This is a genomic window from Thermus sp. KWY1, assembly GCF_057547025.1.
This window is the reverse complement of the sequence record NZ_BAAJPG010000011.1, coordinates 1-19,758: the sequence shown is the minus strand read 5'-3', so window position 1 is coordinate 19,758 and position 19,758 is coordinate 1. Positions and strand designations below refer to the sequence as shown.

21 protein-coding genes and 2 pseudogenes are annotated in these 19,758 nt (G+C 62.6%); 9 read left to right on the top strand and 14 right to left on the bottom strand.

Annotated elements, in window-relative coordinates; all coding sequences use genetic code 11:
- Positions 1-21: 21 nt before the first annotated feature.
- The 5 genes from AC27GT_RS03225 to cobT all read right to left on the bottom strand — a co-directional run bounded on the left by AC27GT_RS03225 (position 22) and on the right by cobT (position 4,287).
- A complete protein-coding gene (locus tag AC27GT_RS03225; RefSeq protein WP_148228649.1) occupies positions 22-1,359 on the bottom strand; it encodes a cobyrinic acid a,c-diamide synthase CobB in 1,338 nt (445 codons plus the stop codon).
- A 4-nt stretch (positions 1,360-1,363) separates the two neighbouring features.
- Positions 1,364-1,963 carry a protoglobin domain-containing protein gene (locus AC27GT_RS03220; RefSeq protein WP_464936234.1) on the bottom strand — a complete coding sequence of 200 codons (600 nt, stop codon included), beginning with the start codon at positions 1,961-1,963 and terminating at the stop codon, positions 1,364-1,366.
- 65 nt (positions 1,964-2,028) lie between these two features.
- The gene (gene cobO, locus AC27GT_RS03215) at positions 2,029-2,592 is read right to left on the bottom strand and encodes a cob(I)yrinic acid a,c-diamide adenosyltransferase (protein WP_287928735.1); all 564 of its coding nucleotides are present in this window, start codon (positions 2,590-2,592) and stop codon (positions 2,029-2,031) included.
- Entirely contained in the window at positions 2,571-3,269 is a 699-nt protein-coding gene (locus AC27GT_RS03210) for an adenosylcobinamide-GDP ribazoletransferase (RefSeq protein ID WP_464936236.1), read from the bottom strand. Before AC27GT_RS03210 ends, cobO begins: the two co-directional genes overlap by 22 nt.
- Positions 3,270-3,273: 4 nt before the next feature.
- On the bottom strand, positions 3,274-4,287 hold the full coding sequence (gene cobT / locus AC27GT_RS03205; RefSeq protein ID WP_464936237.1) for a nicotinate-nucleotide--dimethylbenzimidazole phosphoribosyltransferase: 1,014 nt from the start codon (positions 4,285-4,287) through the stop codon (positions 3,274-3,276).
- 25 nt (positions 4,288-4,312) lie between these two features.
- On the opposite strand from cobT, the gene AC27GT_RS03200 reads away from it, so the two are divergent.
- From AC27GT_RS03200 to cbiB, 5 genes are all read left to right on the top strand, one after another.
- Positions 4,313-4,849 (top strand): histidine phosphatase family protein, encoded by a 537-nt coding sequence (locus AC27GT_RS03200; protein ID WP_464936238.1) that lies wholly within the window; start codon positions 4,313-4,315, stop codon positions 4,847-4,849.
- Between the two features lie 142 nt (positions 4,850-4,991).
- Positions 4,992-8,327 (top strand): ATP-binding protein, encoded by a 3,336-nt coding sequence (locus AC27GT_RS03195; RefSeq protein ID WP_487223544.1) that lies wholly within the window; start codon positions 4,992-4,994, stop codon positions 8,325-8,327.
- A gap of 201 nt (positions 8,328-8,528) precedes the next feature.
- Positions 8,529-9,089 (top strand): OsmC family protein, encoded by a 561-nt coding sequence (locus AC27GT_RS03190; RefSeq protein WP_015717062.1) that lies wholly within the window; start codon positions 8,529-8,531, stop codon positions 9,087-9,089.
- A 14-nt stretch (positions 9,090-9,103) separates the two neighbouring features.
- Positions 9,104-9,835, top strand: a complete 732-nt coding sequence (locus tag AC27GT_RS03185) for a cupin domain-containing protein (RefSeq protein ID WP_015717061.1) — start codon at positions 9,104-9,106, stop codon at positions 9,833-9,835.
- A gap of 132 nt (positions 9,836-9,967) precedes the next feature.
- Entirely contained in the window at positions 9,968-10,813 is an 846-nt protein-coding gene (gene cbiB / locus AC27GT_RS03180) for an adenosylcobinamide-phosphate synthase CbiB (RefSeq protein ID WP_015717060.1), read from the top strand.
- Between the two features lie 10 nt (positions 10,814-10,823).
- Here cbiB and AC27GT_RS03175 read toward each other — a convergent pair whose 3' ends face one another.
- The 8 genes from AC27GT_RS03175 to AC27GT_RS03140 are packed head-to-tail and all read right to left on the bottom strand — an operon-like array spanning position 10,824 to position 16,916.
- The gene (locus AC27GT_RS03175; RefSeq protein WP_015717059.1) at positions 10,824-11,000 is read right to left on the bottom strand and encodes a hypothetical protein; all 177 of its coding nucleotides are present in this window, start codon (positions 10,998-11,000) and stop codon (positions 10,824-10,826) included.
- Positions 11,001-11,010: 10 nt separating this feature from the next.
- Positions 11,011-11,787 carry a 2-keto-4-pentenoate hydratase gene (locus tag AC27GT_RS03170; RefSeq protein ID WP_015717058.1) on the bottom strand — a complete coding sequence of 259 codons (777 nt, stop codon included), beginning with the start codon at positions 11,785-11,787 and terminating at the stop codon, positions 11,011-11,013.
- Positions 11,788-11,791: 4 nt separating this feature from the next.
- Positions 11,792-13,300 carry an aldehyde dehydrogenase gene (locus tag AC27GT_RS03165; RefSeq protein WP_015717057.1) on the bottom strand — a complete coding sequence of 503 codons (1,509 nt, stop codon included), beginning with the start codon at positions 13,298-13,300 and terminating at the stop codon, positions 11,792-11,794.
- A 10-nt stretch (positions 13,301-13,310) separates the two neighbouring features.
- Entirely contained in the window at positions 13,311-14,006 is a 696-nt protein-coding gene (locus AC27GT_RS03160) for a 2-keto-4-pentenoate hydratase (RefSeq protein WP_015717056.1), read from the bottom strand.
- The gene (locus tag AC27GT_RS03155; RefSeq protein WP_015717055.1) at positions 14,003-14,197 is read right to left on the bottom strand and encodes a tautomerase family protein; all 195 of its coding nucleotides are present in this window, start codon (positions 14,195-14,197) and stop codon (positions 14,003-14,005) included. The genes AC27GT_RS03160 and AC27GT_RS03155 overlap by 4 nt, the downstream gene beginning before the upstream one ends.
- 3 nt (positions 14,198-14,200) lie before the next feature.
- The gene (gene dmpG / locus AC27GT_RS03150) at positions 14,201-15,244 is read right to left on the bottom strand and encodes a 4-hydroxy-2-oxovalerate aldolase (protein ID WP_015717054.1); all 1,044 of its coding nucleotides are present in this window, start codon (positions 15,242-15,244) and stop codon (positions 14,201-14,203) included.
- Entirely contained in the window at positions 15,241-16,161 is a 921-nt protein-coding gene (locus AC27GT_RS03145; protein WP_015717053.1) for an acetaldehyde dehydrogenase (acetylating), read from the bottom strand. Before AC27GT_RS03145 ends, dmpG begins: the two co-directional genes overlap by 4 nt.
- The gene (locus tag AC27GT_RS03140) at positions 16,134-16,916 is read right to left on the bottom strand and encodes an IclR family transcriptional regulator (protein ID WP_487223543.1); all 783 of its coding nucleotides are present in this window, start codon (positions 16,914-16,916) and stop codon (positions 16,134-16,136) included. The genes AC27GT_RS03145 and AC27GT_RS03140 overlap by 28 nt, the downstream gene beginning before the upstream one ends.
- A 200-nt stretch (positions 16,917-17,116) precedes the next feature.
- Here AC27GT_RS03140 and AC27GT_RS03135 point away from each other — a divergent pair, with 200 nt between their 5' ends.
- The 4 genes and pseudogenes from AC27GT_RS03135 (at position 17,117) to AC27GT_RS03120 (ending at position 19,574) form a co-directional block, all read left to right on the top strand.
- Entirely contained in the window at positions 17,117-17,503 is a 387-nt protein-coding gene (locus tag AC27GT_RS03135) for a carboxymuconolactone decarboxylase family protein (RefSeq protein WP_487223542.1), read from the top strand.
- Positions 17,503-17,790 (top strand): annotated as a pseudogene (locus AC27GT_RS03130) (VOC family protein); the annotation flags it as partial. The gene AC27GT_RS03135 and the pseudogene AC27GT_RS03130, both read left to right, overlap by 1 nt.
- Before the next feature lie 55 nt (positions 17,791-17,845).
- Positions 17,846-18,475: a VOC family protein gene (locus AC27GT_RS03125; protein WP_487223541.1), complete on the top strand. Its 630-nt coding sequence runs from the start codon at positions 17,846-17,848 to the stop codon at positions 18,473-18,475.
- A 97-nt stretch (positions 18,476-18,572) separates the two neighbouring features.
- A complete protein-coding gene (locus AC27GT_RS03120; protein WP_487223540.1) occupies positions 18,573-19,574 on the top strand; it encodes an ABC transporter substrate-binding protein in 1,002 nt (333 codons plus the stop codon).
- Here the strand turns inward: AC27GT_RS03120 and AC27GT_RS03115 are convergent.
- A pseudogene (locus AC27GT_RS03115) lies at positions 19,558-19,758 on the bottom strand (IS256 family transposase); the annotation flags it as partial. The gene AC27GT_RS03120 and the pseudogene AC27GT_RS03115 overlap by 17 nt on opposite strands.

Sequence of the window (19,758 nt, the reverse complement as noted above, 5' to 3'; positions counted from 1 at the left end):
CCCCGGAAGACGGAAAGGCCCTCACCTGGGCCTGCGTAACTTCGCCTTCCCATGGGCCAAGGCCAGGAACCTTCCGGCTCCCTCCGGGCGGGCCGGCAGGTAGAGGTGGACGAAGCTTCCCAGGATGCGCCCATCCGTGTAGCCCTCCACCTCCTCTCCCCCCACCCGCCGCCAGGCGGGGCTTGGGGAGGATTCCATCCGGGCGTAGTGGAACTCGTGCCCCTTGAAGGCCTCTCCCTTTTTGGCCACCGGGTTATCCCGCAAGGCCTCCACCTCCCGGTAGCCAAGGATGGGCCTTTCCGCCATGCGGGCCTCCCCCGGAACCAGGCCCACCATGGGGAAGTAATCCTCCCCCACCCAAAGCCCCTGGGACAGGTACATGTACCCTCCGCACTCCGCCACCACCGGGCCAGGGAAACGGCGGATGGTCTCCCGCATGGCCCGGTTTTCCGCAAGCTGCTCTGCGAAAAGCTCGGGGTAGCCTCCTCCAAGGAGGAGGGCCTCTGCTTCTGGAAGGGTTGAATCCCCTATGGGGCTAAAGGGAATAAGCTCCGCCCCCATGGCTTCTAGAAGCTCCAGGCTTTCGGGGTAGTAGAAGCGGAAGGCTTGATCCCAGGCGTAGGCCACCCGCACCCAGGCCGGTCTCCCCTCGGGGAGGAAAGGAGGAGCCTCGGGCAGGGGCAAGGCGGAGGTGGCCAGGCGCAAGACCGCTTCCAGGTCCACCTGGAAAGCCCGGCGCAAGGCAGCTAAAGGCGGGCGTATCTCCTCGGCGAGGACCAGGCCCAAATGGCGCTCCGGGATCTCCAGAAGGGGGTCCTGGGGAAGCCAGCCCAAAAGGGGCAGGCCCACCTGGCCGAGGGCCTCCCGTAGGAGTTCCGCATGCCGGGGAGAACCCACCCGGTTGGCGAAGACGCCCACCACCTGGACCCCAGGATCAAAGTTCCGGAAGCCCTGCACTAGGGGGACGATGGAACCCGCCATGCCGGAAGCATCCACCACCAAGGCCACGGGAGCTTTGAGGAGCTTGGCCACCTGGGCCGTGGAGCCCACCTGGCCCAAGGGATCCTTGCCGTCAAAGAGCCCCATGACCCCCTCCACCAGGGCCAGGTCGGCTCCCTTGGCTCCATGCTGAAAGAGGGAAAGGAGGCCGGTTTCGTCCAGGAAAAAGCCGTCCAGATTGTACACCCTGCGCCCGGAGGCCACCTCGAGGTGGCTGGGATCCACGTAATCCGGCCCCACCTTGAAGGGCTGGACCTTAAGACCCCGCTCCCCAAGAGCCTGGAGGAGGGCCAGGGCTACGGTGGTCTTTCCCGCCCCCGAATGGGGGGCGGCTAGGACCAACCGGGGGAGCCTCACCATGGCCTTAGCCTGGAGAAAGGCTCGCCAGGAGGCGGGCTGCTTCCTGCTGGGCCCTTTGCAGGAAAATCCCCACCTCCACCCCTTCCGCCTGCGCCAGGGCCTCGAGGTGGGCGTGGAGATAGCCTTCGGAGATCAAGGCCATTACGGTAAAGCCCAGCCGGCGCCAGGCATCCGCCAGGGCCTGGGCTTCCTCCTGGGAAAGGCGCTCCCGGGCCAGGCGGGAGACGGTATCCACCACCCAGTTCCACATAGCAGCCATCATGGCGTTGGTCACCCCCCGGCGTACGTGCACCAGCCCCACCAGGGTCTGCCAGGCGAAATACTGGCCGTTAAAGGGGCCCTCCACGGTGCGCAGGTACCAGTCCCTTAGGGTCTTCTCCCGAGCTGGCCTTTCCCCTTCCCGGAAGATGGCCCGGGTGGCGGGGTGGCCGAAGAGGGTGTCGTAGAAGCCCTGGACCACCTGGCCCACCCAGCCCCTCATGAGCTCCTTGTGCCGGGAAAAAGCCCTGGCGTCCTCCAGGGGGCGGAAACGGGCGGAGGGGGGAAGCTGGGACCAGAACTCCTGGGCCAAGGCATAAAAACGGCCAAGGCTCTTATCGGTCATGGGTACCATTCTACTTCCCTGTGAGAAAATCCACCCACCACCCGGAAAGGCCAAGCCCTTTAGCCCTAGTGCTCTATCCCCCGTTGCGCTGGCACCCCCTGGTCGAAGGCGTGCTTCACCTTGCGCATCTCGGTCACGGTGTCCGCGAGGTCCAGGAGAGCCTCCGGGGCTTCCCGACCCGTCACCACCACGTGCACGTGGGGGGGCCGTTCCCTCAGGACCCCAAGGAACTCCTCCAGGGGAATCCAGCCGTAACGCACGGGATAGGTGGCCTCATCCAGAACCACCAGGTCCCACTCCCCGGAAAGAAGGGCCGCCCTCGCCCTTTCCCAGCCCTCCCTAGCCAGGGCCGCTGAGTGGTCCAGGTCCCGGCTTTTCCAGGTGAACCCATCCCCCAAGCCCTCCACGGGAATCCCCAGGGCAGAGAAGGCCCGATGTTCCCCAAAGCGGGCCCCTTGGTGCTTGATGAACTGGAAGATCCTCACCTTCAGGCCCCGGCCATGAGCCCGAAGGGCCAGGCCAAAGGCTGCGGTGCTCTTTCCCTTGCCGTCCCCGGTGTAGACCAAGAGGAGGCCCCGCCGCTCCCCGGTGGGCCGGGTGTAGGGCTTCACCCGCTCAGGGTTTGCCATAGGACATAGCCTACCAGGCCCCCAAGCTCCCCCAGGGCGATCATGGCCCCGAGGACATCCCCGTTGATGCCGCCCAGGCGGGCAAGCGCAAAGCGGGCCACCAGGTAGGCGGTGAACAGGGTCAAGAGGGCGGACCAGGGGTAAAGGAGGGGAAAGGGAAGGGCAAGGAGGAAGGCTACCCAAACCGGTCCCCCCCGGATGAGTCCAGCCATCCCCTGGTGCAGAAGGGGATACCGGTTCAGAAAGGGCAGGATGGCGAAACGGGCAAAGCCGGGGAGGAAGAGGAGGAAAAGGGGATCCCGCACCAGGGCCAGAGCCTGCCAGAGGAGGAGGAGGTAGAGCCCTCCTACCCCGAAAGCGAAGGGACCCAGGTGGGGGTCTTTGAGAATGCGAAGCCGCTCTGCCCTGGGCCTCGAGCCCAGGAGGGCATCGGCGGCGTCCAAAAGCCCATCCAGGTGCAAAAACCCCGTGAGGAAGAGAAGGCAAGCGAGCAGCAAGGCGGCCAGGAACTCTTCGGGAAGGGGGAGAAGGGCGAGAAGAGAGAGGGGAAGCCCAAGGGCATAGCCCGCCAGGGGGAAGAACAGCGTGCTCCGTCGGAAATCCTCCGGGCTGGCCTCCCGGGGAGCCAGGGGAAAGACGGTAAGAAGGCCTAGGGCCAGGCGCAGAAGCCGCAGCATGGGCTTAAGGGCGGTCGGAAACCCCTGCCTCCTCGAAGGTGGCCATGTGCAGGATGCGGGCCGCAGCCCTGAGGAGGGGCATGGCCAGCACCGCCCCCGTCCCTTCCCCCAGGGCCAGGTCCAGGTCCAAAAGAGGTTTCAACCCCAGGGCCTCAAGGATATACCGGTGTCCGGGCTCCCGGCTCTTGTGCCCGGCGAAGAAATGGTCCTTCACCCGGGGATTCAGCCTAAAGGCCAAAAGGGCCCCGGCCGAAACGGGAAAGCCGTCCAGGACAAGGGGAAGACCCCTTTCGTACCCCTCCAGGTAGACCCCCGCAATGGCCAAAAGCTCCAGTCCTCCCACCTCCGCCGCTACCTCCAAGGCGTGCATCCCGGGGCGCAAGCGTTCCAGGGCCTGGGCCACCGCCTCCCGTTTCCGCCTAAGGCCCTCCTCTCCCACCCCGGTGCCCGGGCCCACCACCCTTTCCGGGGAAAGGCCAAGAAGCCCGGCGCTTAGGGCGCTGGCCGCTGTGGTGTTGCCGATGCCCATGTCCCCTGCCGCCAGCACCGTGGCCCCCTGGTCCACGGCCCACCGGGCTGCCTCCCTTCCCGCTTCCAGGGCTTTTTCCGCCTCCTCGAGGGTCATGGCGGGCTCCTTGGCCAGATTTCTGGTTCCCGGTCGCACCTTGCGCTTAAGCAATCCAGGGTGATCGGGAAGCTCGCCCTTTACCCCCACGTCCAACACGTACACCCTGGCGCCCGCCGCCTGGGCCAGCTGGTTGATGGCCGCCCCTCCCCGGAGGAAGTTCAGGACCATTTGGTAGGTCACCTCCTGGGGATAAGCGGAAACCCCCTCAGCCACCACCCCGTGGTCGGCAGCAGCCACCACCACCGCTCCCAGGCCCAGTTCCGGTTTCAGCCTTCCCTGGATGGCGGCAAGCCGCACCGCCACCTCCTCCAGGTGGCCCAGGGACCTAGGGGGCTTGGTGAGCCGTTCCATGCGCTCCCTTGCCGCCTGCAGAACCTCCTGGTATCCCATACGGCAGGAGTATAAGCTCTGAGGCATGGAGCTATGGCTGGTGCGCCACGGCGAAACCCTCTGGAACCGCGAACACCGCCTTCTGGGCTGGACCGACCTGCCCCTCACCCCCACGGGGGAGGCCCAGGCCATACGCCTGAGGGGGAAGCTCCCTTCCCTCCCCGCCTATAGCTCGGACCTCCAACGGGCCCTTAGAACCGCTCTTCTGGCAGGCTTCCCCTCCATGCCCACCCCTGCCCTACGGGAGATTCACTTCGGGAGCCTCGAGGGCGCCCTGTGGGAGGAACTGGAGCCCAGGTATAAAGAAGCCCTCCTCCGCTTTGAGGGCTTCCATCCCCCAGGAGGGGAGAACCTCGAGGCTTTTCAGGAAAGGGTTTTCCACTTTCTGGAAAGCCTCCGAGGAGCGGCCCTCCTCTTTACCCATGGAGGGGTGATCCGGGCTGTGCTCCGGGCCTTGGGAGAGGATGCCCTACTCCCCCCTGGCAGCGCCGTGGTCCTGGACTGGCCAAGGAGGGTTTTGGACCGCCTGGTGCCCAGCGAAACCCAACAGTCCGCCCCCTGACCGTCAAAGGACAAGGAAACTTTGGCCGTGGGCTCCGCAGGGCACCCAATGAGCGGGGGTGAGTCCAAAGGCGTTTCCAATCCGTAACGCAACTTACTTTACATCTGCCATTTAGCATTCAAATTGGGTAAGAGGCACGTTTATGGCCCGCCCGCTCGAGGCGATCGAACTGCGCCTCCTGGGAGGTTTTGCAGTCCGGGTGGGCGGGTGCGAGGTGGCCCAAGCGGCCTTTGAACGGCGCAAGGCCCAGAGCCTCCTGAAGCTTTTGTCCCTTCAAAAGGGCTATCGGCTACACAGGGATCAGGTGCTGGAGGCGCTGTGGCCCACGCTTTCTCCCCCTGCTGCCCTGAGCCAGCTCTACAAGGCAGTGCACCAAGCCAGGGCCGCCCTGGCCTCGGCAGGCTTAGGCCTCCCACCCGAGGAACTTCTGGCCCTAAAAGGCGAGGTGCTCTCCCTTCAAGCTCCAGGTGGGGTGATAAGCGACCTCGAGGCCTTCGAGGCCCAAGCCAGGGTAGCCCTGGCCAGCGGACAGATAACCCAATTGGAGCAAGCCCTGGCCAGCTACGACGAGCTATTGCCCGCCGATCGCTACGAGGACTGGACCCTAGAGCGGCGCGAAGCCCTGCAGGAACTCCAGGTGCGGCTGTCCCTGGCCCTGGGCCAGGCCCGGCTGACCCAGGGCCTGTTGGCAGAGGCCACGGAAGCTTTCCGAACCGTCCTTAAGCTGGACCCCGCCCACGAGGAGGCTCACCGCGGTCTGATGCAGATCTATGCCCTCCAGGGAAGCCGCCTCCAGATGGATCGCCAGTACCACCGGTGCCGGCAAGCCCTGGCGGAGGAGCTGGGCGTGGAGCCTGCCCCCGAGACCGAAGCCCTGTACCGGCGGCTTCTCGCGGCCCCCCTTCCACCCTTGGCCGGAGAGGCCCCGGTTCCCGCGTCTCCCACGTGGCCGCTGGCGGGACGGGAGGAAGAGCTTAGCCAGATGGCCCGGGCCCTCGAGCGCCTGGCCCTGGGCCGGGAGGTGGTGCTGGGCCTGGAGGGCCCCCCGGGCATTGGCAAAACCCGTCTCGCCCAGGAGGTTTTGCGGCTCTCCCGCCAAAGGGGCTACCAAACCTTCTTGGGCACCGCCCACGCCACCGAGGGCCAGCTTCCCTATGCCCCTTTCGTGGAAGTCCTGCGGCAAGCGTTGCGCACCAACCCCGCCGACTCCGAACTGCTCCCCACCGAACTTCGTGCGCACATCCCCGAACTGCCAGCGGGCGGTGCACCGGTGCTCACCGGCGACCCCCTTGCCGCACAGGGGCTCCTCTTTGCTGCCGTCTGGCGCTTCCTGTCCCGCCGGGCTACCGATAGCCCCTTGGTCCTGGTCCTAGAGGACCTCCATAACAGCGACGAGGGCACCCTGCACCTCTTCCACTATCTCGCCCGCCAGGCCGTGGAAAGTCCCGTCCTGCTCTTGGGCACTTGGCGGAGCGAACCCAAGCCACCCCAGGCCCTAAAGCAACTCATCCATAGCCTGGAGGGCTTAGGTCTGCACAGCCTTTCCCTAAAACCCTTGACCCAAAGCGCCCACCGGGACCTCCTGGTTAAGCTCCTGGGCGGCGAGGTGGCCCCGGTCCTGGAAGAGGAACTCTACCGTCTCTCCGAAGGCAACCCTCTGTTTGCCCTGGAGGTCACCCGGCAACTCCAGGAGAGCGGCCAGCTGACCCGCACGGACGAGGGTTGGCACCACACCGGACTGGGTTCCCCTCCCCTACCCCCATCCCTCGCCACGCTGGTCGGTGGCTGGCTCGTGCGCCTTAGCCCGGAGGCCCTTCACCTGCTCCAACTCATAGCGGTGGCCGGGCAGACGGTACCCCTTGCGGTTCTGGAGGCGGCCGTGGGACCCCGCCTAGCGGACACCCTGGAGGAGGCCCTAACCGCGCACCTCCTCCTCGAGGAGGGACTGGGCTACCGCTTCCGCCACGTCCTGTACCGCGAAGCCCTCTACCAAGGGCTTTCGTTGGCCCGACGGAGCATCCTGCACGGGGAGCTGGCCCGGGCCCTCGAGGCCACCTATCCTTCTGATCCCACACCCTACACCGAGGCTCTGGCCTACCACTACCGCCAGGCAGGAAAGACCGAGCAGGCGCTAGGGTACCTGCTTAAGGCGGGCGAGCGGGCCACTGCGGTCTACGACCATGCCGCCGCCCTTGAGCGCTACCGGGAAGCCTTAGGGCTTGAGCTTTCCGGTGAAACTAGAGCGGGGATTTGGGAGCGCATCGGCGATGCCCACCGGGCCACGGGAAACGTGCATCAGGCCCTGGCGGCCTACCGGGAAGCCCTTGAGGCCACCTCCTCTCCAGCCGCCCTTTACCGAAAGCTGGCCCTCTGCGCCATCCTTGCCACCGACATGGTCAGCGCAAAAACTTACCTGCATAAGGCCGAGGCCCACCTTGGCGATACCCCCCTTGAGCGCGCCCAGCTCCTGTTGGTGTGGGCTCTTTACCACTGGCACTGGCACGAGTTCGAGCGAGCCGCCTCGGAGGCCCACGAGGTCCTGAACCTCGCCGAGGCTCAGGGTGCCCAGGTGGAAGCCCAGCAAGCCTGCGAACTGCTTGCCCTTTCCTACCTGCCCCTGGGCCGCTGGGAGGAGGGCTTGCACTACGAGCTCAAGCGTGGGCTGGCCGGCTGGTCGCCGGAAGTGGCCCTCGCCACCGACGCCCACCTGTGCCTATGGGAGTACCACGTCTATGGCGAAGACCCTTACCGGCAGGCCCAGACCTTTGTCCACCAGGTGCAGGAGCACGCCCAAGCCATGGGCAACCTGCGTTGCGTGGCGGTGTGCCACTATGCGCTGGGAAGCATGGAGCTCCTTCGGGCCAACTTCCACCAGGCTGCGCACCACCTAGGACGCGCCCTCGAGTTGCACCAAAGGATCGGTTCCCCAGCGGGCGAGGCCTACACCCGTGCGCGCGAAGCCCTACTCCACACCGCACGGGGTGAGCTGGAAGCCGGGTGGCAAGCGGTACAGCAGGGCCTCGAGGCCGCTCAAGAAGCAGCCGTCCGCGATCACTGTCTGGCGCGCCTCTACGCCGCAGGGCTCTGGAATCGGCTCGCCGCTGGCGACCCGGGTGCCCTCCATACGCTAGCCGAAAAGAGCAGGAGCCTCGAGGTTTCCGGCGCGCATTGTCCGGTTTGTAGCGTTCAGCTTTTTCCAGCCCTTGCCGCCTACCACCTGTGCTCGGGGGAGCTGGAAACCGCTTTGAACTACGCCCGCAAGGCCACGGAACTGGCCGCTGCCTTCCAGAACCAGTCTGGCTACGCCCAGGCGCGGTGGATGGAGGGCCAGGTCCTGGCTGCCCAAGGCCGGGCAGAAGAGGCCGAGGTAGCCTTGGCCGAGGCCGCCTCCATTTTCCGCACGCTGGGCCATGCCATCGACTTGATACCCCGCCTCTCGGACTGCCTACCTTCTGGAACTCCTTTCCTTATGCCTTGAGGACCCCTATCGTTGGTTTCGCCTTCATGGACACGGGTAGCCAGCCTGACGGAGCCTGGCCAGCTCGAAGTTCCTCGGGCCCAGAAGGCGTATTTCCCCAACCAGCCCCCTTGGGATGCCCGCGGGAAGGTTCTGGGAAGGGGGGTTCCTCCATCCTGAACTTGGGGATAGCAAGGTCCAACCCCACCTAAGGAGGAGGATATGACCGCGCAAAACCGGCTTAACGGCATCGACATCGACGGGCTTGTGGCCACGGTTCAGGCTATCCAGGCTGACCCCAACCTGGCCCGCTTCCGCTTCCGCTCGCACACCGACTGGGTTTCAGGAGGCAACGTCAAGTCCCGCATCCAGGGGTTCTATGGAGCAGGGCATGAGGATACCTCGAGGACCGCTCCCTTCACCCTCGAGGGCGACGAGCCCTCCGTCCTGCTTGGAACCGACAAGGGCCCGAATGCGGTGGAGGTAGTGCTGCATGCTCTGGCCTCCTGCCTGGCGGTGGGCTTCATCTACAACGCCGCCGCCAGGGGAATCCGGGTAGATGCCCTGGAGTTCGATATCGAGGGCGACCTGGACCTCCAGGGCTTTCTGGGACTCTCCGAAAAGGCACGCCCCGGCTACGAGGGCATCAGGGTGCGCTATCGGGTCAAGGCGGATGCCTCCCAGGAGAAGCTCCTGGAGCTGTGCGACTACGTGCAGAAGACCTCACCGGTGCTGGATATCCTTCGCAACCCGGTGCCAGTCAAGGTGAGCCTCGAGGTTTGAAGGGAGGAACGAGAATGAAAAAGTTTGGCCGGATCCTTTGGAGTGCAGTTTTCTTCCTGGTGGTCGCCCAGGCACAACAGCTCCCACCAGGACCCCAGGCATTGGCTTCCAACACCTTTGCCGACGCCCACCGCATGCAGTTGGTGCAGTTCTTCTTGGACTTCGCTCCCGGAGCCTGGACACCCTTACACACCCACGGAGGTGTGGGCTTTATCAGCGTCCTGGAAGGCACCATGACCGTGAAGGAAGCGGGAAAGACCACCGCCTACAAGGCCGGGGAAACCTGGATCGAACACCCGGGAACTGCCGCCGAGGTAGGCAACGCCACCCAGGCCAAGGCCCGGCTCTTCGTTTCCTTTCTCCTACCCAAGGGAGCTGCCCTTACCCTTGTCGTGCCCACCGCTACCGCCGGGCAAACCCTTCCCCCCGGACCGACCACCCTCTACCAGAACCGCTTTGAGGAAGTCAATCTTCCCATGCAGTTCGATCTGGTTCAGGTCGTGCTGGAATTCGCACCCGGAACCTGGACTCCCGAGCACACCCATGGCGGCCTGGGTTACGCCACCGTAGTGGAGGGCAGCATTCTGGTGCGAGCGAAGGGAGGCGAAAAAACCTACAGGCCGGGAGAGGGCTGGGTGGAAATCCCCGGGGAGTACGCCGTGGTGGGGAACCCGGGATCCACCAAGGCGGTGGTTGCGGTGACCTTTCTACTTCCCAAGGGAGCTAGCCTCACCATAACCCGCTAGTGGTTCAACCAAAAGCCCCTGTGGGGACCCATTGCCCCACAGGAGCTTGCGTTTACCGAAGGGATGGCCACCGCGGACCAGGCTCCTTAGGATAGTGGAAGCGCACGTGGGCCCAAGGACGGAGCCTGCCCTATGAGCCTGCTATTGTCCCTCCTGCTAGACGCCCTTCTGGGCGAGCCTCCAAGCCGCATCCACCCTGTGGTCCTCATGGGCCGTTACCTGGCTTGGGCTTGGCCCAGGGTGCGGGGTTTCTGGTCCGGGGCCTTCTACTGGAGCCTCGGGGCTTTCCTCTTCACCTTCCCCGCCTTCCTTCTGGACCTCCTAAGGCCCCTGGCCTGGGGCTGGGTAGCCTTAGGGCTTCTCCTGAAGCCCCTTTTCAGCCTGCGGATGCTTCTGGAGGAGGTGAGGGGGGTGGAGGCTGCCTTGGGAGAAGATCTGGAGGAAGCCAGGGCAAGGCTCTCCCGCATCGTAAGCCGCCCCACCAGGGACCTCTCCCCAGAAGAGGTACGGGAAGCCGCCTTGGAAAGCCTGGCCGAGAACCTCTCGGATAGCCTCCTTGCCCCCCTCCTCTACTACACCCTTTTCGGCCTCGCAGGGGCAACCCTGTACCGATATGCCAACACCGCCGATGCCATGTGGGGCTATCCCCAGCATGGCCCCCGGGGCACCGTGGCCGCCCGGGCCGACGACCTCCTTAACCTGCTTCCCTCCCGTATCGCCGGCCTCCTCCTCTGCCCTCCGAAGCTTTGGCCCCAGCTCTTGAAGGAGGCCCCCAAAACCCCTTCCCCCAACGCCGGCTTCCCCATGGCTGCTTTAGCCTTAAAGCTCGGGGTCCGTTTGCGCAAGCGAGGGGCGTACGCTTTAAACGAAGAAGCCCCCTCCCCTACCCGCAAGAGCACCCAAGAGGCTTTGCTTCTGGCAGCAGCGCTAGGTTATGGAGTAGGTTCGCTCTTGGGCCTTCTAACTCTGGGCCGCTGATTGGAAACCCTCAGAGCAACGAAGGGTCCTTGGCGTCATCTAGGTCTTCAACAACGATCACCCTTAGCCGGCCTGGAGGTGTACCCAGCACTTCTTGGAAGACGGCCTCTGCCTCCTGTTTTAGGGACTCCCTCTCCTCCCGGGTGAGAGGCTTGTCACGCACCACCAGCACTTCCAGCAAAGGCACGGCCACCCTCCTACGTGAACCGCAGGGTGAGGGACCTACCCCCAGTCCCCATCAAGGTGAAAAGGTCCCCAGAATTTGCCGCCTGCACAGGGGCCCAAGCTCCAGACATCACCACATCCCCGGGCTCCAAGAACACACCGTAGGCGCCGAGGGTATTGGCCAACCACGCCACAGCCCTTGCCGGGTGCCCCAGGCAGGCAGCCCCCACCCCATGGGCAACCATCTGCCCGTTTCGGTAGAGGACTAGCCCCAAGGTGGATAGATCTTCCTCCAGCAAACTCCTTTCCCAGGATCCCACCACGAAGGCTCCAAAGGAGGCGTTGTCCGCCACCGTATCCTCGATGCGAATGCGCCAGTCAGCAATACGGCTATCCACGATTTCTATGGCGAAGGCCACCGCCTCCGTAGCCGCCAGCACCTCCTGGGGCGTCACACCTGGCCCCTCCAGACGCCGCCCGATCAAGAAAGCCAGCTCTCCCTCAACCCTGGGTTGCAGGAAGAGGTTGAAGGGCACCTCCGTTCTTTCCCCGACTCCCAGGAAGCGGCTCGCCCATAGGTTGCCAAAGTCCGGCTGGTCCACCCCCAACTGGGCCTGCACCGCTTTGGAGGTGAGCCCAATCTTTCGCCCCACCACCTTGTCCCCCTTGGCCAGGCGGATCCGGTTCCAGGCCTCCTGCACCCGATAGGCCGCCTCGAGGCCGCGCAAACCCCGTTCCGAAAGGGGAGGCACTGGCCTCCTCTCTTCCCAAGCCTGTTCTAACTCTCTGGCGAAAGCCTCCGCATTCATGGCTTCACCGATTGGCTATGCACACGTTTTTGGTTTCGTAGTAGAACTCGTAACCGTAATGCCCACCCTCACGGCCGATGCCCGATTGCTTGGCCCCACCGAAGGGCACCCTAAGATCCCGCACGAACCAATCGTTAATCCAAACCGTCCCCACCTCGAGGGCCTCCCCCACCCGAACCGCCTGCCCAACATCCCGGGTTTGCACGATGGCGTTAAGGCCGTAAGGCGTGTTATTAGCCAGTTCTACGGCCTCTTCCTCCGTTTCAAAGGGCATCACCACCACCATGGGGCCAAAGATCTCCTCTTGACACACCTTGTCCGAGGGCTTTACATCCACCACCACCGTGGGCTCCAGGAAGAACCCCTTGTCGAAGGGATGCGGAAGCTCCGGCCGCTTGCCGCCGGTCAGGATGGTGGCGGTTTCCCGGGCGATGTCCACGTAATACATCACTTTTTGCAAGTGTTCCTCGGCGATCAGGGCTCCCATGCGGGTTTCGGGATCCAGGGGATCCCCTACCTTCAGGGCCTGGGCCACCCGAACCAACTTCTCCAAGAAGGCATCGTAAATAGAGCGCTGCACAAGCAAACGGGAACCCGCCAGGCAAACCTCACCTTGGTTGAAGAAGCTGGCCCTTAGGGTTACCTCCACCGCCCGGTCCAGATCGGCACTTTCAAAGATAATGTTGGGTGCCTTCCCCCCCAGCTCCATGGACAAGCGCTTCAAGGTATCCGAGGCATTTTTCATGATGACTTTACCCGTGGTGGTTTCCCCCGTAAAGGAGATGAGGCGGACCTCCGGGTGCCGGGTGAGAAGCTCCCCAGCAGAGTTGGGACCAAAGCCGTGCACCACGTTGAACACCCCTGGAGGGAGCCCCGCCTCATGGGCACAGCGGGCCAAAAGCCAAGCCCCAAGCGGGGTAAACTCCGCTGGCTTCAGGACAGCGGTATTCCCAAAAGCCAGGGTAGGCCCAATCTTCCACGTGGCCAACATGCTCGGCATGTTCCAGGGAGTGATCAGGGCCGCCACACCCACGGGGAAGCGCAACACGTAGTTGATGTAGCCGTTTTCCATGGGATAGGCCTCGGAACCGTGGGTTACAGCAAAGTCAGCGAAAAACTCGATGTTGTTGGCCATCCTGTCCACGTAACCCAAACGGTTCTCGTGGATAGGCCGGCCCACATCCAGGCTTTCGATAATCTCAAAAACCGGTTTGTACTCCCGGATTTTCTCCGCAAACCGGCGGAGGTAAGTACGCCGCTGGCTGGGGGGCATCTTACCCCAGGTCCGGAAGGCTTCCCTGGCTGCCGCCACAGCCATTTCCACTTCCTTTTCCCTTCCTTCTGGGGCGGTACCGATCACTTCCCCGGTGCCCGGATAGAGAACGGGAAACCGGTTGTCACCCCTCACAAACTCCCCGCCGATATAGTGGGTAACCTCCAGGGGCAGGGAGAAGGGAAAACCTAAAGCCTCGAGCCGATCCTGCGTTTCCTTGTACAACTTGGGTTCCACCATGGTCCACCTCCTACCCTATCCACGCCAGAAGAACGCTCCCCTCGCCGAAAAGCTCCAAGACCCCTCTTTCGATCGGCACCGCTGGCGCTGGAGAGCCGAGAAAGACCACCTGACCTGCCTTGAGCCCTCCCACCCGTTCAGCCAACCAGGAAAGCCTCTCCCCCGGATCTCCCAGGGCCTCCACTGGACCTTCCGTCACCTTCTCGCCGTTAAGGTAAAGGCACAAGTCTCCTCGGGGAAGCCGGCCATAGGCCTTGAGGCCCACGATAAATCCACCTCCCGAGGCGTTGTCCGCCACCACCTCGGGCAGGGTAAAGCGGTAGCCCGCCCAAACGGAGTCCAACACATCCACAGCGAGGAAAAACCGCCCAATGGCCCGATAGGCCTTCCCCGGTGAACTTCCAGGAGGAAGGTCTTCCTTAAGCACCACAGCCACCTCCGGCTCCACACGAGGTTGAAGGAAGCGCGACAGGATCACCTCCTCCAGGAACATCCCCGGGTGGACCCTACCAAAGATGGGCTCGAAAGCTCCCATTTGTCGCTGTTTGGCCTCAGAAACCAGACCCAGCTTGAACCCCTTTAGAGGACCTGGAAATAGGGTTTCCTGGATCCGGTAGGCCTCCTCGAGGGTCACGCCCCACTCCCGTCCGCCTTCCAGAGGCCTGGACTCGCGCCGTGCCTGACGGATGGCATCCAAAAGGGTCACGCCCCCTCCTTATCGGACAAGAGAATCCCTCCCGTAGCCCATTGGTCCTTACGAACCTCGTACAGGATTACCCGCACCTCCTCATAAGGTTCACTCAAAGTGCGGGCGGCCATCTCCGTAAGCCGTTTAACCAGCTCCCGCTTCTTTTCCAGGGAGCGCCCTTCCAGAAGGGTCACCTTGAGCACCACCATGTCTCAATCCGGTACGGCTTCCACTTCCTTTTCCTTAAGCTCCAGGGCCACACGCAAAATCCAGTCTTCTTGCCCAGCCACCGCTTGTCTGCGGCCCAGTTCCAGGAGAATGGCCAGGGGGTCCACTCCCAACTCCTTGCCAATCCTCTTGGCGTGGAGGAGGAAGGTGGAGTAAACCCCAGCATAGCCAATAGCAATGGAATCCCGGTCGGGATAAGGTTGGAAGTGCAGAATGGGCCCCATCACGTACTCTGCACCGTCCAGGAGCTTGAACACGTCCAGACCCGGGTTCAGGCCTGCCTTGTCCAAAACCGCGGCCAACACCTCGGTGGCAGCGTTACCCGCCCCAGCTCCATAACCCCTTAGGGTCCCGTCCACCCAATCGGCCCCTGCCGCCAAGGCCGCCAGGGTGTTGCCGATGGCTAGACCCAGGTTATTGTGCGCGTGGAAACCCACCTTAGCTCGGGTAAGCGCCGACTTAAGGGCCTTCACCCTTTGGTAGGCATCCTGGGGCAACATGGCCCCAGCGGAATCCACGATGTACACCACATCAGCGCCGTATTTCTCCATGAGCTGGGCCTGCTCCGCAAGAAACTCGGGAGGGCGCATGTGGCTCATCATGAGGAAGCCCACCGCCTCGAGGCCCATCTCCTTGGCCATGCCGAAGTGCTGTTCGGAAATATCCGCCTCGGTGCACTGGGTGGCGATGCGCACCATTTGAATGCCCGCTTCCACGGCTTCCTTCAGCTCTTTCCGGGTGCCGATCCCCGGCAGGAGGAGGGCCGCCACCTTCGCCCTTTTCACCGTCTCCCTCACCGTTCGGATCAGCTCCATTTCGTTGACCCGAGAGAAGCCATATTGGATTGAGCTTCCTCCAAGCCCATCCCCGTGGGACACCTCTATGGCGTAGACCCCCGCCTCATCCAGAACCTGGGCAATGGCCTGGACCTCCTCCCGTGTGTACTGGTGCTGGTGAGCATGGGAACCATCCCGCAGGGTGGTGTCCACCACCACCGGGGGCTTGGCCTGGGAAAGGTCAAAAATCACGCCACCACCTCCTCCACCCGCGCCCCCAGGAGGTACTGGGCAAAAACCTCGCCCACCCTCCGGGCCGAGGCGGTCATGATATCCAGATTCCCAGCGTATTTGGGCAGGAAGTCTCCCGCTCCTTCTACCTCTAAAAGCATGGAGATCACGGTCCTCTCCCCCCAGGGCGTGGGGAGGCGTTCAAAAACAGGGTCCGCCTTCAGACGATAACCCGGCACGTAGGCCTGCACCTCGGCCTCCATGGCTCGCACGCTGGCCACCACCGCATCCCGGTCAAAACCCTCGTCGTGGGGAATAGCCCGAACGGTGTTGGTCATGATGATGGGAGGATCCGCCGGGTTAAGGATGATGATGGCCTTCCCTATCTGGGCGCCCCCTATCGCCTCCAATCCCTTCGCCGTGGTAAAGGTGAACTCGTCAATGTTCTGGCGCGTTCCTGGGCCTGCGGAAGGCGAGGCCACGGTGGACACCATCTCCGCATAGAGCACCGGAGCCACCCGATGCACCGCATAAACCAGGGGAATCGTGGCCTGCCCGCCGCAGGTAATGAGGTTGACATTATCCTTGTCCAAGTGTTCCTTCAGGTTGACAGGGGGCACCACATAGGGGCCCCGGGCCGCAGGGGTAAGGTCGATGGCAATTTTCCCCGCTTCCCTTAGCAGCTTAGCGTGGCGCACGTGAGCTTTGGCGCTGGTGGCGTCAAAAACGATACGGATTTCCGGCCTCTCCACGATGTATGTGATTCCCTCGTGGCTGGCCTCGAGGCCCAACGCCTTAGCCCGGGCCAGGCCCTCCGATTTAGGATCGATTCCCACCAGGGCGACCAGTTCCATGTGCCCTGGGTTTTTGAGAAGCTTATACATCAGGTCCGTCCCAATGTTTCCGGAACCTAGGATCGCCACTTTGACCTTGTCCATACTCCTTCCTCCATGTAACCCAGGCGCTCGGACACCGTGCGGGTGGCCTCGAGAATAGCCTTGCGGTACTCCTCCTTCATCTGCTGAAAGCGGTAAAAGGGGACCGAAAGGCTCATGGCTGCGATGACTTCCCCGGTATGGTCCCGGATGGGTGCGGCTACGCAGCATAGCTCTGGGATGACCTCCTCGATGTCATAGGCGTATCCCCGCTCCCTCACCGCCTCGAGCTCCGTAAACAGCTCATCCAGGGTGGTGATGGTGTTCGGGGTGAAGGCCGGCATGCCCTGCGTGGCCATGATCCTCTCCACCTCCTCCCAGGGTCGCGAGGCCAAAAGGACTTTACCCACCGCACTGCAGTGAGCAGGGAGTTCCATCCCCATCCCTGTATTGACCACCCGAACCGCCCGGGTGCCCTCCAGCTTTTCCACATAGACCACGCGCCCGCACTCCAGAACCGCCAAGTGCGTGGTCTCGCCAAAGCGGGCAACCAGTTCCTCCATAGCCCTCCGGGCCTCCTGCCGCCAGGAACTGGTGGAGAGAAGAACCTGGGAAAGGGTGAGGATACGCCACCCCAGGCGATACCGCCCTTCCCGGCCCCTCTTGAGAAGGCCGATCTGGGCCAGAGTGGAAAGAAGGGCGTGGGCACTAGACTTGGGTATACCCAGAGCCTTTGCTACCTCGCTCACCCCCCACTCCGGGTTCTCCCGGGTGAAAAGCTCCAAAACCTCGCCCACCTTTTGCACAGTTCCGAGCATGGGCCTCACCTCCGAGAGTAACGGGCAACTCCCCACAGGCCGATAGGCTTATTCAGCATAGCCGAACGTTCCGTTCGCTATACCCGAACGCTTGCCTTGTGCAGGGTTAAATCTTCCATCTATGTTAGGGGCAAACGCCACACACCGCCCAGGTAAGCAGGATAAGGAGGATGGTCAAAGTGCCCAAACCACCCGTGCAAATGTCAGAGGAGGAGTTGAGAAAGCTTCGGGAACGTTACCGCGAACTCATCGGCTTCGTGCCTCCTAGAATCCAAGCCCGCACCGACCTCCTGGCTCGCCTGGACCCAGAAACCCTGCAGATGCAGGAGGAGCTACGGGCCAGATTGATGTATCCCAAATGCTTTGATGTAAAAACGTCCCAGCTCATGCTCTTTGGCATGCTCCTCATGGATCTTTCCGACGCCGCCCGCCTGCATGCCATAGCCGCCAGAAGGGCAGGTGCCACGTATGAAGAGCTCAATGCGGTGGTAGGGCTGGCCTTCCTCTTTAGGGGCCTGCCCGCCGCTAACCGCGGGGCTGAGGTCATACAAGAAATCCTCCGTATGGAGGAGGAAGGGAGGCTTTGATGGAAGGATTCGACGTGGTTCAGCTGGCGCATGCAGAGATCTACACCCCCAACCCGGAAGGAACCCTCTGGTTTTTCAAGGAACTCTTGGGACTAGAGGAAACAGCCCGGGAAGGGCAGTCTGTCTACCTTCGAGCCTACGAGGACTGGTACCACCATACCCTTAAGATCACCGAGGCTAAAGAGCCGGGCTTGGGCCACATCGCCTGGCGCACAGCCTCCCCTGAGGCCCTGGAGAGACGCGTTAAAACCTTGGAAGGAACGGGGCTAGGAGAAGGCTGGACCGAGGGCGACCTCGGCCATGGGCGCGCCTACCGATTTCCGTACCCCGGACGGGCACCGGATGGAGCTCCTCTTCGAGGTAGAATACTACGAAGCCCCGCCAGACAAACGGAGCAAACTGAAAAATCGCCCTTCCAAGCGACCCCTCCGGGGCATCCCGGTCCGTCGATTGGACCATGTGAACTGTCTTTGTCACGAGGTCACCCCTAACCGCCGCTTTTTCGAGGAGGTGCTCGGCTTTAAACTGCGGGAGCAGAAAGTACGGGGTGAAGGAGAAGAGTTGGGAGCCTGGCTTTCCGTGAGCCCCCTAGTCCACGAAATCGGGCTCATGCGCGATGCTACGGGGTCTAAAGGCCGCTTCCACCACATTGCCTTCTGGTATGGCTATCCGCAGCACCTGATGGACTTGGCAGACCTTTGCGTGGAATACGACATCCGCATTGAGGCTGGCCCTGGTAAACACGGCACCACCCAAGCCTACTTCATGTACGTCTTCGAGCCCGGCGGTACCCGGGTGGAGTTGTTCGGGGATACCGGCTACCTGATCTTTGATCCCACCTGGAAGACGGTGGTTTGGGATGTAACCAACCTGAACGATCTGGAAAAGAGCACCATTTGGTTTGGTGGTCAACTTCCGGACACCTTCTACACTTACGGTACCCCTCCCGTCCGGGAAAAAGCCGAGGTGTAGGCTCGTGGGACCGCTCTCGGCGGACAGTAAACACGATTGTTGACAATCTTAGACCCCATGTAGTAGGATCCAACCAAAAGGACCAAGGAGGTTGGCAATGAGCAAGATAAACCGGAGGCAGCTGGTAAAAGCGGGCATTGGGCTGGTGGGTTTGGCGGCTTCCTCGCGTTTCTCCTTTGCAATAGCCCAACGGGAAGAACCCATCCGTATTGGGGTTGTCCTGTCCTACTCTGGCCCCTATGCCAGGTTGGGGCAGGAAATCACTAAAGGCATGGAGTTGTACCTGGAAAAGGTGAACTACCAGGCAGGAGGTAGGCGCATACAGCTTCTAAAAGAGGATGAGGAAGCCGATCCCGCTGTGGCCGTGCGCAAGGTGCGCAAGCTGGTAGAGCAGGACCGAGTTCATCTGCTCACTGGCATCATTCTGTCCTCTTCCGCGTATGCTATTCGTGATTACATTCATGATCGCCAAATCCCCCTTGTGGTGGCCAATGCCGCAGCCAATGGTATCACCCGCGAACGGCGTAGCCCCTACATCTTCCGGACTTCCATCAGCGCGTGGCAGCAACACTACCCCATGGGCCCATGGGTTGCGAAAAACGTGGGGAAGAGGGTCTTCCTCCTGGCCCTGGATTACGCTTTCGGCAAGGAAGCCACAGCGGCCTTCAAGGAGGGCTTCTTGGCTGCGGGCGGGGAAGTGGTAGGCGAGTTGTACTCTCCCCTGGGAAGCACCGACTACAGTGCGGTGATCTCCCGTATCGCAGCTGCCAGGCCGGAAGCGGTCCACGCTGTCCTTTCTGGGAGCGATGCGGTAATCTTTATGCGGCAGTTTGTTCAGTTCGGCCTAAACCGCACGATTCAGCTGGCCGTGAGCGGCGAGGTAACTGATGAAAACGTCCTCGAGGCCATTGGGGACGCAGCCATAGGGGCCAAGAGCGCGGATCATTGGGTCTACACCCTCAATAACACTGCCAACAAGGAATTTATACAAGCCTACCGACAGAAATACGGTGGGATTCCTAATCACTTTGCCGTGCGCGGTTACGACGCCATGCAGTTTATCGTGGACGCCATCGGTCGTGTCAAGATTTATGTGTAAGCGTCTGTGTACGGGGGGCATACCTCTCCAGAAGCATCTTCTCCAGCACTTCCCGCACCTCAGCAAAGCCCTTCAATCGCCGCTCAGACCACCTCCCCTCCTGACGCTCCGCCTCCAAGTAAAGGAGCTTAAACACAGACTCGGGTCGGGGGAACTTATGATCCCGCACCTTCGTCCCACGCCT